Here is a 15,458-nt window from a genome sequence, read left to right as displayed (position 1 = left end):
AGTGCTCCTTCTTATGATTCAAGTGCAAAATGTTCAGCCCGCGCGCGCTCAACCCACGTCGTCGCCTGACCAAGGTAATGAGCCGGATCGAGCAAGCGATCCAATTCGTGTGACGACAGTTGGGCGCACACTTGAGGTTCTTCGCCCAGCACCGCGCGCAGGTGGCGGTGCTCAGCGACGGCCCGCTTGCAGCATTTTTCCAGCAAGTGATGCGCTGTTTCACGCCCTACGCGCTGAGCCAGCACACTGCTGACCGCCTCTGCCAGCACCAACCCGTGAGTCAAATCAAGGTTACTGGCCATGCGCTCGGCATCCACTTCCAGCCCTTGCGCAATCGTGAGCGCTTGAACAAGGGCCCCGGACACCAGGCAACAGATCTCGGGCAGGGTTTCCCATTCGGCATGCCACAGCCCCAGGCTGCGCTCATGTTCTTGCGGCATGGCGCTGAACAAGGTGCTCAGCAAGCCCGGTACGCGTGTGGCAGCACTGATCAACACCGCCGAGCCCACAGGATTGCGTTTGTGCGGCATGGTTGAAGAGCCGCCCTTACCCGGTGCCGAGGGTTCGAATACTTCAGCGGCTTCGGTCTGCATCAATAAACTGATGTCACGGCCAAGTTTGCCGAGACCGCCCGCAATCAAGCCCAATACCGCGCCGAACTCCACCAAACGATCACGTTGGGTGTGCCAAGGTTGATCAGGCAGCTGCAAGTGAAGTTCTTCGGCCAACGCGTGCGCCACGGGTAATGCGTGATCACCCAGTGAAGCCAGGGTGCCCGCAGCTCCGCCAAATTGCAGGCACAGCAAGCGGGGCTTTAATTCATCCAGACGTTGACGGTTGCGACTGACCGCGCCCAGCCAACTGCCTATTTTCATGCCCAGAGTGACAGGCGTCGCCTGCTGAAGCCAGGTACGGCCTGCGAGCGGCGTGTTCGCATAGCGCAGGGCTAACTCGGCCAGCACATTGCCCAGCCGACGCAAATCCTGATCAATTAAGGCCAAGGCTGATCGCAGTTGCAACACCAACCCGGTATCCATCACGTCCTGACTGGTAGCACCCAGATGCACATAGCGCTCTGCCTCAGGCGCGGCGATGGCTATCTGCTTGCCCAAGGCTTTGACCAAAGGGATCGCCGAGTTACCCGCCGTGGCAATCGCCTGCCCCAAGGCTTCGAAGTCATACAGACTGGCTCGGCATGCCACGTGAATTGGCATCACCGCGGACTGTGGGATCAGCCCGACTCGCGCCTGAGCACGCGCCAGTGCCGCTTCAAAATCCAGCATGGCCTGAACCCGACCATGATCACTGAACACGTCCCCCATGGCCTTGGCCGTGAAGTACGCATCGAACAGCTGGTGACTCTTGCACTCGCTCATAAACCCTTCCTGGAAGGCGCGCGCCCTTCAAAGACGCGCGCGGTACTTCATAGGTCGTGGTGCAGGTACTTGGGTTGCTTGGGCAAGCGGAAGCTGAACAGAAATGCAATGGCCATCATGGCCGTCACATACCAATAAAAGGTGTTTTCCATGCCCATCGACTTCAGCCCCAACGCCACGTATTCCGCTGACCCGCCAAAAATGGCATTGGCCACGGCGTAAGCCAGACCGACGCCCAGCGCTCGCACTTGAGGTGGGAACATTTCAGCCTTAACCAACCCGCTGATCGAGGTGTAAAAGCTGACAATCGCCAGCGCCAGCGTGATGAGCACAAACGCCAAAAACGGACTGGAGATGGTTTTCAGTGTCATCAGAATCGGTACGGTGCACAGCGTGCCCAGCGCGCCAAACCACAACATCGACTGGCGGCGGCCAATCTTGTCCGCCAACATGCCGAACACCGGCTGCATGCACATATAAAGGAACAGCGCGCCGGTCATGATGTAGCTGGCGGTTTTGGCATGCATACCGGCCGTGTTCACCAGGTACTTCTGCATGTACGTCGTAAAGGTGTAGAAAATCAGCGAACCACCTGCGGTGTAACCCAGCACGGTAATAAACGCGGCTTTATGGTCGCGGAACAAGGCCCTGATACTGCCAGCGTCCTTATCCTGTCGCGTTTCAGCACTGGTGGTTTCCTTCAGGGAGCGACGCAGCATCAACGAGATCAGCGCAGCCAGCGCACCGATCACGAAGGGCACGCGCCAGCCCCAGGCACGCAACTCGTCTTCCGACAAAAATTGCTGAAGGATCACCACCACCAATACGGCCAGCAGTTGCCCGCCGATCAGGGTGACGTACTGGAAAGACGCAAAAAAACCACGCTGACCTTTAAGGGCCACTTCGCTCATGTAAGTGGCTGTGGTGCCGTACTCACCGCCGACCGACAGCCCTTGGAACAGCCTCGCGACCAGTAGCAACGCCGGCGCCCAAGCGCCGATTGAGGCATAGGTGGGCAAAAAGGCGATGACCAGCGAACCGGCGCACATCATCAGCACCGAGATCATCATTGAATTCTTGCGGCCGTGTTTGTCGGCCACCCGGCCGAAAATCCAGCCGCCGATAGGGCGCATCAAAAAGCCAGCTGCAAATACCCCGGCCGTATTCAGCAATTGAACCGTAGGGTCATCTGACGGGAAGAAAGCCGGCGCGAAGTAGATCGCGCAAAAGGCATAAACGTAGAAGTCGAACCATTCGACGAGGTTGCCGGAAGACGCACCGACAATCGCAAAAATCCTTTTTCTGCGTTCCTCTCCTGTGTAGTGAGTGGCTGTTGTCATGTTTTTATACTCATCAGGGTTAAGTTGCATACCGACATACCTTGCAACATGTAACGCCTCAATCACAATAAGCCGAACGATTGATTCAACAATCGCCCGGCTTTTTCACATCGCGCTATCAGACCCGTTCGATCGCCAATGCCAGACCTTGGCCGACGCCGACACACATGGTCGCCAGACCTTTTTTGCCGCCGGTTTTCTCCAGCTGATGCAAGGCGGTCAGCACAAGACGCGCCCCGCTCATTCCCAATGGATGACCCAAGGCAATCGCCCCGCCATTGGGATTCACCTGCGGCGCATCGTCTGCCAGACCCAGCTCGCGCAACACGGCAAGCCCCTGGCTGGCAAAGGCTTCATTGAGTTCGATTACATCAAAGTCACTGACGGCCACACCCAGGCGCTCAATCAGTTTGCGCACCGCAGGCACCGGACCAATGCCCATGACCCGAGGCGCGACGCCGGCACTGGCCATGCCCAGCACACGCGCCCGAGCCGTAAGACCGTGACGCTTCACTGCCTCGGCGGAAGCCAGAATCAAGGCTGCCGCGCCATCATTGACACCCGAAGCATTGCCCGCGGTGACGGTTTTTTCCGGGCCGTTTACCGGCTTGAGCTTGCTGAGTGTTGCCAGTGTCGTGTCGCCACGCGGGTGCTCATCGTGCTCAACCACGGTCTCGCCTTTTTTATGGGCGATGCGTACCGGCACGATTTCCTCGGCGAAGTAGCCTGCTGCCTGGGCTGCCGCCGTGCGCTGCTGGCTGCGCAGGGCAAACGCATCCTGATCGGCGCGGGAGATGCCGTAGTCGTCAGCCACGTTATCTGCCGTCTGCGGCATGGCATCCACGCCATATTGAGCTTTCATCAACGGATTGATGAAACGCCAGCCAATCGTGGTGTCTTCCAGCTTCATGTTGCGCGAAAACGCAGCATCCGCTTTGCCCATGACGAAGGGCGCACGAGACATTGACTCGACACCGCCAGCAATCGCCAGCTCCATTTCGCCGCTGGCAATCGCCCGGAAAGCCGTGCCAATGGCATCCATGCCTGAAGCACACAAGCGGTTGAGGGTCACTCCAGGAATTGTCTCCGGCAGACCGGCCAGCAAGGCGGCCATGCGCGCCACATTGCGATTGTCTTCGCCGGCCTGATTGGCGCAACCGAAGAACACCTCGTCAACTTCATCCCATTGCACGCTCGGGTTGCGCGCCATCAGCGCCTTGATCGGCGCGGCGGCCAAATCATCAGCGCGCACCGCCGCCAATCCGCCGCCAAAGCGGCCAATGGGTGTGCGAATGGCGTCACAGATAAAGACCTCACGCATCACGCTTCTCCTGGCGCTTGGCCGTGGGCCAAAGCGGTACGCGTTTCAAGATCACGCAAGGCCTTTAGCTCGACTTCGGTAGGGGCTGGGGTGTGCTCAACGTTATCGGCAAAACGAATGGCCCACCCCGTCGCTGCAACCACTTGTTCACGAGTCACGCCCGGATGCAGGGCAGTCACTACAAATTCGTTGGTCTGGGCTTCCGGCTCCATGATGCACAGGTCAGTAATGATGCCCACTGGCCCCGCGCCCGGCAGGCCCAGACGCTTGCGTGAATCGCCGCCCTCGCCATGCCCAACAGACGTAATGAAATCCAGACGATCAACAAACGAGCGCGCCGACTGTTTGAGGATAATCAGCACGCTTTTCGCCGAACCGGCGATCTCCGGCGCTCCTCCGGCTCCCGGCAGGCGGACTTTTGGCTGATGATAATCACCGACTACGGTGGTGTTGATATTGCCAAAGCGGTCGACTTGAGCCGCGCCCAAAAAGCCAACGTCTACCCGACCGCCTTGCAACCAATAGCGAAAAATCTCACTGGTGGAGACGACAGTGTCTGCCGTTTCAGCCAGTTCTCCATCGCCAATCGACAACGGCAACACGTTCGGCTTGGCGCCAATCGGGCCGGATTCATAAATCAGTACCACGTCAGGCGACGAGGTGAGGCGCGCCAGATTAGCGGCTTTGGAAGGCAGACCAATGCCGACAAAGCAGACCGAGCCATTTTTCAGGCGACGAGCAGCGGCAACGGTCATCATTTCATTCGTGGAGTACGTCATTATTTTGCCTCCGAAGCGCGCGCCAACTTGGCTTGGAATTCACTGAAATTGGCGGTGCCACGAATGAACTCATTAATCCACGCGGTGAACGTCTCGCGATCGCGGGCAATGGGGTCCCACGCTTGATAAAAGCGGTTATCTCGCTCGGTGTAGCCGTGGGCATAGGACGGATGGGCCCCGCCGGGCACATGGCACACGGCGCTCAAAGCCCAGGTCGGCAACACGCAGGCGTTCATGGGCGCTTGCAGATCGTCGACGATTTCTTCAACGGTCACGATGCAGCGCTTGGCAGCCAGTGCAGCTTCTTTCTGAACGCCCAAAATCCCCCACAGCAGCACATTGCCTTTGCGGTCTGCCTTTTGTGCGTGAATGACGGTAACGTCCGGGCGCACCGATGGCACCGCTGCAAGGACTTCGCCTGTAAACGGGCAAGTGACGGTTTTGATCAGTGGGTTAACCTTGGGCAAGTCTGAACCGGCATAGGCGCGCAGCACGGCGAAGGGTAAGCCTGAAGCCCCTGCCACGTAGGCATTGGCCAGATCAGCGTGGCTGTGTTCTTCAATTTCCAACGGCTGCGGCCACTGTTTTTCGACGGCATCGCGCAAACGGTGCAATGAACCCACGCCCGGATTGCCCCCCCATGAAAAGATCAATTTGCGTGCACAGCCGGCACCGATCAACTGGTCGTAAATCAGGTCAGGCGTCATGCGTACCAAGGTGAGGTCTTGCTTGCCCTGACGAATGATTTCATGACCTGCAGCCGTCGGAATCAAATGTGTAAAACCTTCGAGGGCAACGGTATCGCCATCGCGCACAAATTGTTTCACGGCGTCGTGCAGTGAAATGATGTCTGCCATGAGGGGGGAGCTCCCGTTTCTTGTTGGCCACTTGCAGTAGAGAAAGGCGCGCCGGGGCGACACCGTATGCTCAGCAGGTTAAGCCGCCGTCACGGGCCAAAACAATCCGATAATCGACTATGTGTTCGTTTATCGAACACATAGTTAGTGTGCTGACTAATGGAATGCGTGCGCCTTAAGTGAACAGCTGGGCACTCAATTCACGGCTGGAGCTGAGCATGATGGGCAGAAAACGTTGCTCCAGCTCTGTTCGTGATACCCGCCCGGCATGGGTGCTGACGTTCAAGGCGGCCAGAACCTGGCCGGAAGCGTCATAGACCGGCACGGCAATAGAACGCAGTCCTTGCTCCAGTTCTTGATCAACAATGCACCAGCCCTGCTCCCGCACTTGGTGCAAGCATTCAAGGAGCGCCTGGGGCGTGTGCACGGTACGGCTGGTTTTGGCCTGAAATTCGCTATTGGCCAAATATTCATGCAGCGTTACATCGTCCAGCGCGGCCAGCAAAATGCGGCCCATTGAAGTGCAATACGCCGGTAAGCGCCCGCCCACCGAAAGGTCCACCGAGATCAAGCGTTGTGTGGTTGCCGAACGGGCGATGTACAAAATGTCGTCGCCCTCAAGGGTCGCCATATTGCACGCCTCATGTAACTGTTCGCTCATGCGGTCCAGATAAGGCTGGGCTGAAACCGCCAGCGGTGTTGATGACAAGTAGGCATGCCCTAATGTCAACACCTTGGGCAACAAGGAATAGGTGCGGCCGTCGGTGGTGGCATAACCCAATTTAATCAGCGTGTATAAACATCGACGCACCGCGGCTCGCGGAATTTCGGTGCGGTGGCTGATCTGCGCGATGGTCAAATGCCGTTTGCGTTCCTGAAACGCTTGCACCACCGCCAGCCCACGAGCCAACGACGCCATAAAGTCAGGGTCACCGGTGAAGGCCTGGATCCGCTTTGCAGGAGACGCCACGATAGGCGGAGCGAGAGAGGGAGTGGACGTGCGCATGTGATCATTCATTACTAACCCCTGCTTCGACTATTGACTGCAATGTCAGGCTTGCCTGAGCCAAAAACGTGTAGGGCGCACGCAAAGTTGGGCGATTATCGAACCTTCGTCCGATAATCGCAATCTGCTTTCCTGACACCCTCAGTATGTCGCTCCGTGCGGGTATTGATCACTTACATACAGAGAAGATGTTCGATCGAAACTCTTTTTATAAGCGCACGTGTTAAATCCGTTCAGGGCAGACACTAATATCCGCGCCTACTTCAGCGGTTCACCGTTATTAACCGGTTTGGCGCAGCGCTTAGTTTATCGTGCCGTTTCTGTAACACGTCGATCATCTGGAAGTTGACGTAAACGAAGTTATTCAGCGATAGTAGGCGCCATCCCTTGAGCCTTTATGGCCAGCAGCTTCATGAGTGCAGGAATTCAGGCGCATTGATGCGGATTGGATCCAATCTATTCCAAGGCTTCTTGCCCACGGTGGTGGAACAATCAAGTGTTTGCTGCTCACGGCGTCATTATTAATTGATACCGGCGTAATGGACACGATGTTTGTCACTCAAGTTGCTGACAGGTAGTTTCAAAAGACGAGTTTAATTAACTCCTCTACCGGCTCTCATACACCATGGTCTAATCCATTCAAACTCTACTCAATTAGGTAACACTGTGACGACGAAAGACGAACTGCGCGCAGAACTTGAGCGTCAGGAACAACGTTACAAGGAAGTCTACGGCGGCGAAATAACGACCTACGCCGCGCAACCTGAGCCCGAGCGCAAACCCTGGAAAAAACGCGCCAGCCTGCTCGATCAGGCCTTCAGCCAGGAAATTCAAAAAATTGAAAAAGAGCTCAAATCCGAGGAGTCGTGAGCCTCGGATTGAGCACCCCGAGCCTTGCTCGATGCCCTGTATTTAAGATCATGAATGTGCCCGTTTGCTGCGTTGAAGCTGGAACCTGCCTCAGCCGAACGTCTGATATGAGATATTTCATACGACAGAATCAGACTCATCCAGAAGCGTAAGCCACTCATTAGTGATCGCTTATAGCCTTTGTTTTCAGGGGCTTGTAGCGCTTTTTCTGGTTGCAGAACCCATTGCGTCTTACAAGATTTTTCATTTATAGATGTTACCAACCAGCAGCTAGTGCATTGATAACCGGGGTTTTCTGGCATAATTCCGCCCCCTTTATGTCCGTGTCAGAAAACCTTCATGATCGATTTACTAAGCGCATTGGATGCCTGGGTTCTCATCAGCCTCTTCTTCGCCCTAGCCTTTGTTCTCGCGTTTGAGTTCATTAATGGCTTTCATGACACCGCGAATGCGGTAGCGACCGTCATCTACACCAAAGCCATGCCGCCTCATCTGGCGGTGTTCTTCTCCGGTGTGTTCAACTTTCTCGGCGTTCTGCTGGGCGGTGTCGGCGTGGCTTATGCCATCGTCCACCTGCTGCCCGTAGAGCTTCTGGTGAACGTGAATACCGGACACGGCCTGGCTATGGTGTTCTCACTGTTGGCTGCTGCCATTACCTGGAACCTGGGAACCTGGTATTTCGGGATTCCGGCGTCGAGCTCTCACACCTTGATCGGTTCGATCCTCGGTGTAGGCCTGGCCAATGCCTTGATCACGGGTATTCCTGTGAGTGAAGGCGTGAACTGGCAGAAGGCAATCGACATTGGCGCCTCGCTGGTCTTCTCGCCACTCGCCGGCTTTCTGATTGCAGCGCTGCTGTTGATCGGCCTGAAGTGGTGGCGCCCTAATTCCAAGATGCACAAAACTCCGGAACAGCGCCGCAAGATGGATGACAAAAAGCATCCACCCTTCTGGAACCGTCTGGTACTGGTAATCAGCGCCATGACCGTGAGCTTTGTTCACGGCTCGAACGATGGCCAGAAAGGCATTGGCCTGATCATGCTGGTACTGATTGGTATCGTCCCGAGTGTCTTTGTTTTGGACCTCAACAGTACGACCTATCAAATCGAGCGGACTCGCGACGCCACCCTGCATCTGAGCCAGTTCTATCAGCGTAACAACGCCACCCTGAGCGAGTTCCTGGCACTGGGTAAAAGTGCCAAAGGCGACTTGCCAGAGCAGTTCAGCTGCAACCCTCAGCAAACCGAGCCGACCATTGCAGCTTTGTTGGGCTCATTGAAAGGCGTAGCTGACTATCATTCGATCCCTGCTGAAAAGCGCATCGAAATTCGTCGCTACCTGCTGTGCCTGGACGACACCGCCAAGAAAGTCAGCAAATTGCCAGTTCTTGATAACCGCGAGAAAGCGGACCTCGAAAAACTACGCAAAGACCTGACCGCTACCACTGAATACGCCCCGTTCTGGGTGATTCTGGCGGTCGCGCTGGCATTGGGCCTGGGCACAATGGTTGGCTGGAGACGTGTGGTTAAGACTATCGGTGAGAAAATCGGCAAGCAGGGCATGACCTACGCCCAAGGTATGTCGGCGCAAATCACTACAACCTTTGCAATTGGCTTGGCAAACATCTACTCGCTGCCAGTATCGACGACGCATATTTTGTCGTCGGGTGTAGCGGGCACGATGGTCGCGAACAAAAGCGGCCTGCAAGGCGGTACGATCAAGACCATCCTGATGGCTTGGGTCCTGACCTTGCCCGCTACCATTGCCCTGTCTGCGACGCTGTTCTGGCTGGCTTCTAAAGCACTCGCCTGATAACCGCCTGGCAACATGAGAAGGCACGCCCCCAGGGTCGTGCCTTTTTTTATGCCCAAAAACCCTCACCCTAGCCCTCTCCCAGAGGGAGAGGGGACTAAAAGCAAATCTGCGCACAACCACAATTGAGCCCCCTCTCCCTCTGGGAGAGGGCTGGGGTGAGGGCCAGCCGCGCCGCTCTCATCCTGGATTGCGCTCAGCCTAGTTTTCTTCGGGCAAAAAAATAGGCGACCGAAGTCGCCCAAAATGCCTTGCGTGCTCATACCCCAAAAAAACTCGCGCTACTTACGCTTGCGAGAGTCCTTCCAGATAAAAATGCCCAGACCCGCAAAAAACACCATCATGAGTCCCACCGTAAGTACCCCGGCGATAACAACGTTATCGAGAAACATGACAGCCTCCTGCGTGTCTGTCTGTGTGTTGAAGCTAGATTAACCAGTCACGCAGGCGCAGACCTTGACCGGGATCAATACTGATCCACGAGCAGAGTCACTTCAGCGGGAGGGTTGACACAGATCATTGAAAACGCCGGACTTTAGCGCTTTTTAGATTTCTTCTTGGGCTTTTTCTTGACAGTTTTCAGTGGCATCGCCTGCTCGAAAGCCAAGCGTACTTCGTTCAACTTCTTTTCTTTCAGGTCATGCACTCGCTTGGCGCGCTCGGCACCCAAGTCGACCAATGTGTTGTCTTGGCTCATGGCGCTATAGGGTCACTGTCTGTGTGAGATGAGCCAATAATGCGACGGCCCCATCCCCATGACCAGTAAAAACAGCTCAGACTTTGATATCCACCCACACGCCTTGGCGCTGCAACCCATCTACAGCAGGCAGATCAACCACATCGCTTTCTTCGCCCGACTCATCGTGAAGCAACGAGGCCTCTGCTTCACCGCGGCGCTTATCCTGTTGACGCTGCTGTTCTTCACGCAGCAACAACGCGGCCCGCTCACGGTCGCCCTCACTCAGGTTGATGGTGCTGTCTGCCGACGAAGGCTGGGCAGGCACTACGGGTGGAATGTCCGGGCGCGGGCGCACCGGATCCTGTTGCGAAGTCACGGGTGCAACGCTTAAAGGCAAGATCGGTGGCAGCATGCAGGTGTTCTCCTTAACCACTTATCGAATACTCATTCGGTAGCTGATCAGCTTTTTGTGAGAGACCTTTGGACTGAGGCCCCTGCTGCGTTAATATACTCGGCTTTTTCAAAGCGGGAGTCAGGCAGCATGGCGCAGCAGTATCAACCGGGGCAACGCTGGATTAGTGACAGCGAAGCAGAGCTAGGTTTAGGCACCGTTCTGGCACAGGACGGTCGCTTGTTGACCGTGCTCTATCCGGCCACTGGCGAAACCCGCCAATATTCGCTGCGCAACGCACCGCTGACGCGGGTTCGTTTTTCGCCGGGTGACACCATCATCCACTTCGAAGGCTGGAAAATGACCGTGCGCGAAGTCGAAGATGTCGACGGCTTGATGGTCTACCACGGGCTCAACGAGCAAAACGAGCCGGTCACCCTGCCCGAAACGCAGCTGTCTAACTTTATCCAGTTCCGCCTGGCCAGCGACCGCCTGTTCGCAGGCCAGATCGACCCGCTATCCTGGTTCTCGCTGCGTTATCACACCCTGGAGCACACCAGCCGCCAACTGCAATCGCCGTTATGGGGCCTGGGTGGCGTACGTGCGCAACCCATCGCGCATCAATTGCACATTGCCCGCGAAGTGGCCGACCGAATCGCCCCACGCGTATTGCTGGCGGATGAAGTAGGCCTGGGTAAAACCATTGAAGCCGGCCTGGTGATTCATCGCCAACTGCTCAGTGGCCGCGCTAACCGGGTACTGATCGTCGTCCCGGAAAACCTCCAGCATCAATGGCTGGTCGAGATGCGTCGTCGCTTCAACCTTGAAGTCGCACTGTTTGATGAAGAACGCTTTATTGAAAGCGACGCCAGCAACCCGTTTGAGGACTGCCAACTGGCCTTGGTCGCTCTTGAATGGCTGGTTGACGACCCTAAAGCTCAGGCCGCCCTCTTTGATGCCGATTGGGACCTGTTGGTGGTCGATGAGGCTCACCACCTGGTATGGCACGAAGATCAAGTCAGCCCTGAATACGGCCTGGTGGAGCAACTCGCCGGCGTCATCCCGGGCGTGCTGCTGTTGACCGCGACGCCGGAGCAACTGGGGCAGGACAGTCACTTCGCCCGTTTGCGCCTGCTTGACCCCAATCGTTTTCACGATTTGGCCGCCTTCCGCGCCGAGAGCGAAAACTATCGCCCGGTGGCTCAAGCCGTACAAGAACTGTTGGATAAAGGCCGTCTTTCGCCGCAGGCTCACGACACCATTCACAATTTCCTCGGCGCTCAGGGCGATGCCTTGCTGGCAGCCGTCAACGAAGGTGACAGCGAGGCCAGCGCCCGCCTGGTTCGCGAGCTGCTCGACCGTCATGGCACCGGCCGCGTCCTGTTCCGTAACACCCGTGCCGCGATTCAGGGCTTCCCTGAGCGCAAATTGCATGCATACCCGCTGCCATGCCCGGACGAATACCTTGAGCTGCCGCTGGGCGAACATGCCGAGCTGTACCCCGAGGTCAGCTTTCAGGCACAGCCAGACGCCACGGATGAACAACGCTGGTGGAACTTCGATCCGCGTGTTGAGTGGCTGATCGATACCCTGAAAATGCTCAAACGCACCAAAGTGCTGGTGATCTGTGCCCACGCAGAAACGGCCATGGATCTGGAGGATGCCCTGCGTGTGCGCTCCGGTATTCCAGCCACCGTTTTCCATGAAGGCATGAACATTCTTGAGCGCGACCGTGCAGCCGCCTACTTCGCTGATGAGGAGTTCGGTGCTCAAGTACTGATCTGCTCGGAAATCGGCAGTGAAGGTCGCAACTTCCAGTTTGCCCACCATTTGGTGTTGTTCGACCTGCCGTCACACCCTGACTTGCTGGAACAGCGCATCGGGCGTCTGGACCGCATCGGTCAGAAGCACGTTATTGAGCTGCATGTGCCCTACCTTGAGACCAGCCCCCAACAGCGCTTGTTCCAGTGGTACCACGAAGCGCTGAATGCCTTCCTCAACACTTGCCCGACCGGTAACGCACTGCAACATACGTTCGGTCCTCGGTTGTTGCCATTGCTGGAAGCCGCTGACGATGAAGAGTGGCAAAACCTGATCGATGAGGCCCGTGCAGAACGCGAGCGCCTGGAACAGGAACTGCACACCGGCCGTGACCGCCTGCTGGAGCTGAACTCCGGGGGGTCGGGTGAAGGCGAAGCACTGGTTGAGGCGATTCTTGAGCAAGACGATCAATTCACCCTGCCGATTTACATGGAAACGCTGTTTAACGCCTTTGGTATCGACAGCGAAGACCACTCGGAAAACGCTCTGATCCTCAAGCCGAGCGAGAAAATGCTCGACGCCAGCTTCCCGCTTGGCGATGACGAAGGCGTAACCATCACCTACGACCGCAACCTCGCGCTGTCCCGTGAGGACATGCAGTTCATCACTTGGGAACACCCGATGGTGCAAGGCGCGATGGACCTCGTCAGGTCTGGCTCCATGGGCAACACGGCTGTCGCGCTGATCAAAAACAAGGCGCTGAAACCCGGCACTGTGCTGCTTGAGCTGATCTACGTGAGCGAAGTGGTGGCGCCTCGGTCGCTGCAACTGGGCCGTTACTTGCCGCCAGCAGCACTGCGTTGCCTGCTGGATGCCAACGGCAATGACCTGTCATCGCGCGTGGCCTTTGACACCTTGAATGAGCAACTGGAAAGCGTTCCACGCGCCAGCGCTAACAAGTTCATTCAGGCTCAGCGCGACACACTGACACCGAAGATCAACGCCGGTGAAGCCAAGATCGCGCCACGTCACGCCGAGCGCGTCGCCGAAGCCAAACGCCGCCTGGCTGCCGACACCGAAGAAGAACTGGCCCGCCTGACTGCCTTGCAAGCGGTCAACCCGAGCGTACGTGACAGCGAACTGGTTGCTTTGCGCAAACAACGTGAACAAAGCTTGGCCATGCTTGAAAAAGCAGCCTTGCGTCTTGAAGCCATTCGAGTACTGGTCGCAGGCTAATCGACCCTAAGCGACAAGCCCTCTCCCAAGTGGTGGGGGCTTGTAACGCTTGAAACGCCACAGCACTGACTGTAGCGATTATCTACGGCAATTCGCCACTATCCTGAAACAGGTTACTTCCCTACCCGTTCCTTACGCCTAAAGGAATGAACAGGTACGCCCCATAATGGTGCGCGAAACTATTGCTGCGCCCTTTCCTGGACCATTACCCAAGGCGAAACCACCACGGCCCAGAGCTGCGGGTCGCGCTCAAGCACGTCTAGCGCCTGCTCCCCAGTCATTCTCCCAAGCAGACCGGATGCCATCCAGGCCGAGACTTTCGCTGCATCATCCTGAGTCACGGCCTGCGCTGCTTCGATTAAGTCCAGACCCGGCTCAACCCACAATAGGTCCCCTTTGGCGAAGAACGGCTGTAAGGCGTTCCATTCAATAGTTGAAGTCTCGCCAAGCAGCTTGGCATAGAGGGTGCTAGGTTCTTGCGTCATGGGTTCCACCAGGTAAAAAAATCGGCGTAATGATAGCGCCGCTGCCCCGGTAGAAAAACCCGAATAAAGGCGCAGAGCGACGAAAGAACTAAGGCGCAGAAATGCCTGAATTAGCTGGCAACATCCTGATAACAATCACCAGCAAAATTCGCCGCATTTCTGTCTCTTTCTTTCGTTTAAGCGACATTCCCTGTTTATTCCACCTGCAGCCTGCTATTCAAGCGCAGAACCGGCGCTCTACACTGTACCGGTACAGTTGCGGGGGGGGATTGACCGGGAAATTCGCGCAGAAGAATACCCGGTCCGGCTGCCTTGGCTTCCAGGACTATAAAAATTACAACATAGAGTGGAGCACCAATAGAGATGGCTACTAAGCACATTACTAAACTGTTTGCCGCAATGGTTCTGGCCGGGGTTGCCAGCCATTCATTTGCCGCAGATACCATCAAGATCGGTATTGCCGGCCCTAAAACCGGCCCTGTTACCCAGTACGGTGACATGCAGTTCACAGGCGCTAAACAGGCCATCGCCGATATCAATGCCAAAGGCGGTATCGATGGCAAGATGCTAGAAGCTAAAGAGTACGACGATGCTTGCGATCCAAAACAAGCAGTAGCCGTGGCTAACAAGGTCGTCAACGACGGCGTCAAGTTTGTAGTCGGTCACCTGTGCTCCAGCTCCACTCAGCCTCCATCTGATATTTACGAAGATGAAGGCGTGATTATGATCACTCCCGCAGCCACAGCCCCCGAAATCACTGCGCGTGGTTACAAGAATATTTTCCGTACTATTGGCTTGGACAGCGCCCAAGGCCCAGCGGCTGGTAACTACATCGCTGACCACGTAAAACCTAAAGTCGTTGCGGTGATACACGATAAACAGCAATACGGTGAAGGCATCGCCACGGCTGTTAAACAAACCCTGGATAACAAAGGCGTCAAGGTTGCTGTCTTTGAAGGTATCAATGCCGGTGACAAGGACTTCGCTTCCCTAATCGCCAAGCTCAAGCAGGCCAATGTCGATTTCGTTTACTACGGTGGCTACCACCCGGAGCTGGGCCTGATTCTGCGTCAAGCCCAAGAAAAAGGCCTGAAAGCCAAGTTTATGGGCCCGGAAGGTGTGGGTAACGACTCCATCTCACAGATTGCACAAGGTGCGTCAGAAGGGTTGCTGGTCACACTGCCTCAGGCTTTCGACCAACTGCCTGAAAACAAAGCGTTGGTAGCGAAGTTCGTTGCGGACAAAAAAGACCCTACCGGTCCGTTTGTTTTCCCAGCCTATGCAGCCGTTGAAGTTATAGCGCAGGGCATCGAGGCCGCTAAAAGCGAAGACACCGCAAAAGTTTCCGAAGCCATCCATAAAGGCACATTCAAGACCCCAATGGGTAACCTGAGCTTCGACGCTAAGGGCGATCTCAAGGACTTCAAGTTCGTGGTCTACGAATGGCACTTCGGCAAACCTAAAACCGAAGCAAGCCCTCAGTAATGTCTGACTGCTGATCTGACAACTTAGCCCACTGCGCGAGCGGTGGGTTTTGTTTTACCG

15 protein-coding genes are annotated in these 15,458 nt (G+C 56.2%); 5 read left to right on the top strand and 10 right to left on the bottom strand.

The window, feature by feature from the left end; translation table 11 throughout:
- Window positions 1-11: 11 nt before the first annotated feature.
- From ACI7MX_RS09575 to pcaR, 6 genes are all read right to left on the bottom strand, one after another.
- On the bottom strand, window positions 12-1,376 hold the full coding sequence (locus ACI7MX_RS09575; protein WP_405587250.1) for a 3-carboxy-cis,cis-muconate cycloisomerase: 1,365 nt from the start codon (window positions 1,374-1,376) through the stop codon (window positions 12-14).
- 47 nt (window positions 1,377-1,423) lie between these two features.
- A complete protein-coding gene (locus ACI7MX_RS09570; protein ID WP_122784723.1) occupies window positions 1,424-2,716 on the bottom strand; it encodes an MFS family transporter in 1,293 nt (430 codons plus the stop codon).
- Window positions 2,717-2,834: 118 nt separating this feature from the next.
- A complete protein-coding gene (gene pcaF, locus ACI7MX_RS09565) occupies window positions 2,835-4,040 on the bottom strand; it encodes a 3-oxoadipyl-CoA thiolase (RefSeq protein WP_405587253.1) in 1,206 nt (401 codons plus the stop codon).
- Window positions 4,037-4,819 carry a CoA-transferase subunit beta gene (locus tag ACI7MX_RS09560; RefSeq protein ID WP_314488247.1) on the bottom strand — a complete coding sequence of 261 codons (783 nt, stop codon included), beginning with the start codon at window positions 4,817-4,819 and terminating at the stop codon, window positions 4,037-4,039. The genes pcaF and ACI7MX_RS09560 overlap by 4 nt, the downstream gene beginning before the upstream one ends.
- Window positions 4,816-5,673: a CoA transferase subunit A gene (locus tag ACI7MX_RS09555; protein ID WP_314488227.1), complete on the bottom strand. Its 858-nt coding sequence runs from the start codon at window positions 5,671-5,673 to the stop codon at window positions 4,816-4,818. The genes ACI7MX_RS09560 and ACI7MX_RS09555 overlap by 4 nt, the downstream gene beginning before the upstream one ends.
- A 175-nt stretch (window positions 5,674-5,848) precedes the next feature.
- Window positions 5,849-6,691, bottom strand: a complete 843-nt coding sequence (gene pcaR / locus ACI7MX_RS09550; RefSeq protein WP_405587256.1) for a pca regulon transcriptional regulator PcaR — start codon at window positions 6,689-6,691, stop codon at window positions 5,849-5,851.
- A 654-nt stretch (window positions 6,692-7,345) separates the two neighbouring features.
- Here pcaR and ACI7MX_RS09545 point away from each other — a divergent pair.
- Both ACI7MX_RS09545 and ACI7MX_RS09540 read left to right on the top strand, forming a co-directional pair.
- Window positions 7,346-7,549, top strand: coding sequence for a hypothetical protein (locus tag ACI7MX_RS09545; protein ID WP_122784728.1), 204 nt, complete (start codon window positions 7,346-7,348; stop codon window positions 7,547-7,549).
- Between the two features lie 339 nt (window positions 7,550-7,888).
- Window positions 7,889-9,361, top strand: coding sequence for an inorganic phosphate transporter (locus ACI7MX_RS09540; RefSeq protein ID WP_314488231.1), 1,473 nt, complete (start codon window positions 7,889-7,891; stop codon window positions 9,359-9,361).
- A gap of 281 nt (window positions 9,362-9,642) precedes the next feature.
- Here the strand turns inward: ACI7MX_RS09540 and ccoM are convergent, their stop codons facing one another.
- From ccoM to ACI7MX_RS09525, 3 genes are all read right to left on the bottom strand, one after another.
- The gene (gene ccoM, locus ACI7MX_RS09535) at window positions 9,643-9,753 is read right to left on the bottom strand and encodes a cytochrome c oxidase subunit CcoM (protein ID WP_280116024.1); all 111 of its coding nucleotides are present in this window, start codon (window positions 9,751-9,753) and stop codon (window positions 9,643-9,645) included.
- A gap of 143 nt (window positions 9,754-9,896) precedes the next feature.
- Complete coding sequence (locus tag ACI7MX_RS09530; protein ID WP_314488235.1) at window positions 9,897-10,058, bottom strand: hypothetical protein; 162 nt, start codon at window positions 10,056-10,058, stop codon at window positions 9,897-9,899.
- 76 nt (window positions 10,059-10,134) lie between these two features.
- Window positions 10,135-10,452: an aspartate-semialdehyde dehydrogenase gene (locus ACI7MX_RS09525; protein WP_405587261.1), complete on the bottom strand. Its 318-nt coding sequence runs from the start codon at window positions 10,450-10,452 to the stop codon at window positions 10,135-10,137.
- Between the two features lie 129 nt (window positions 10,453-10,581).
- Between ACI7MX_RS09525 and rapA the strand changes: the two genes are divergently transcribed.
- Window positions 10,582-13,428 (top strand): RNA polymerase-associated protein RapA, encoded by a 2,847-nt coding sequence (gene rapA / locus ACI7MX_RS09520; protein ID WP_314487739.1) that lies wholly within the window; start codon window positions 10,582-10,584, stop codon window positions 13,426-13,428.
- Between the two features lie 179 nt (window positions 13,429-13,607).
- Here the strand turns inward: rapA and ACI7MX_RS09515 are convergent, their stop codons facing one another.
- Complete coding sequence (locus tag ACI7MX_RS09515) at window positions 13,608-13,913, bottom strand: DUF2288 domain-containing protein (protein WP_122784733.1); 306 nt, start codon at window positions 13,911-13,913, stop codon at window positions 13,608-13,610.
- Window positions 13,914-14,014: 101 nt separating this feature from the next.
- On the opposite strand from ACI7MX_RS09515, the gene ACI7MX_RS09510 reads away from it, so the two are divergent.
- Entirely contained in the window at window positions 14,015-14,287 is a 273-nt protein-coding gene (locus ACI7MX_RS09510) for a hypothetical protein (RefSeq protein WP_405587265.1), read from the top strand.
- Window positions 14,271-15,398 carry a branched-chain amino acid ABC transporter substrate-binding protein gene (locus ACI7MX_RS09505; RefSeq protein ID WP_314487829.1) on the top strand — a complete coding sequence of 376 codons (1,128 nt, stop codon included), beginning with the start codon at window positions 14,271-14,273 and terminating at the stop codon, window positions 15,396-15,398. The genes ACI7MX_RS09510 and ACI7MX_RS09505 overlap by 17 nt, the downstream gene beginning before the upstream one ends.
- Window positions 15,399-15,458: the final 60 nt, after the last annotated feature.

The organism is Pseudomonas sp. 2024-210, assembly GCF_045062345.1.
In the GTDB taxonomy this organism is placed as follows: domain Bacteria; phylum Pseudomonadota; class Gammaproteobacteria; order Pseudomonadales; family Pseudomonadaceae; genus Aquipseudomonas.
Note: the sequence above shows the minus strand (reverse complement) of the source record. Positions and strands in the feature narration are given on the sequence as shown.

What these genes read in the sequence shown, in the direction of transcription:
- ACI7MX_RS09575 (WP_405587250.1), bottom strand. Translation starts at nt 1,376, where the DNA reads ATGAGCGAGTGCAAGAGTCACCAGCTGTTCGATGCGTACTTCACGGCC.
- ACI7MX_RS09570 (WP_122784723.1), bottom strand. Translation starts at nt 2,716, where the DNA reads ATGACAACAGCCACTCACTACACAGGAGAGGAACGCAGAAAAAGGATT.
- ACI7MX_RS09555 (WP_314488227.1), bottom strand. Translation starts at nt 5,673, where the DNA reads ATGGCAGACATCATTTCACTGCACGACGCCGTGAAACAATTTGTGCGC.
- pcaR (WP_405587256.1), bottom strand. Translation starts at nt 6,691, where the DNA reads ATGAATGATCACATGCGCACGTCCACTCCCTCTCTCGCTCCGCCTATC.
- ACI7MX_RS09540 (WP_314488231.1), top strand. Translation starts at nt 7,889, where the DNA reads ATGATCGATTTACTAAGCGCATTGGATGCCTGGGTTCTCATCAGCCTC.
- ccoM (WP_280116024.1), bottom strand. Translation starts at nt 9,753, where the DNA reads ATGTTTCTCGATAACGTTGTTATCGCCGGGGTACTTACGGTGGGACTC.
- ACI7MX_RS09530 (WP_314488235.1), bottom strand. Translation starts at nt 10,058, where the DNA reads ATGAGCCAAGACAACACATTGGTCGACTTGGGTGCCGAGCGCGCCAAG.
- ACI7MX_RS09525 (WP_405587261.1), bottom strand. Translation starts at nt 10,452, where the DNA reads ATGCTGCCACCGATCTTGCCTTTAAGCGTTGCACCCGTGACTTCGCAA.
- rapA (WP_314487739.1), top strand. Translation starts at nt 10,582, where the DNA reads ATGGCGCAGCAGTATCAACCGGGGCAACGCTGGATTAGTGACAGCGAA.
- ACI7MX_RS09515 (WP_122784733.1), bottom strand. Translation starts at nt 13,913, where the DNA reads ATGACGCAAGAACCTAGCACCCTCTATGCCAAGCTGCTTGGCGAGACT.
- ACI7MX_RS09510 (WP_405587265.1), top strand. Translation starts at nt 14,015, where the DNA reads ATGCCTGAATTAGCTGGCAACATCCTGATAACAATCACCAGCAAAATT.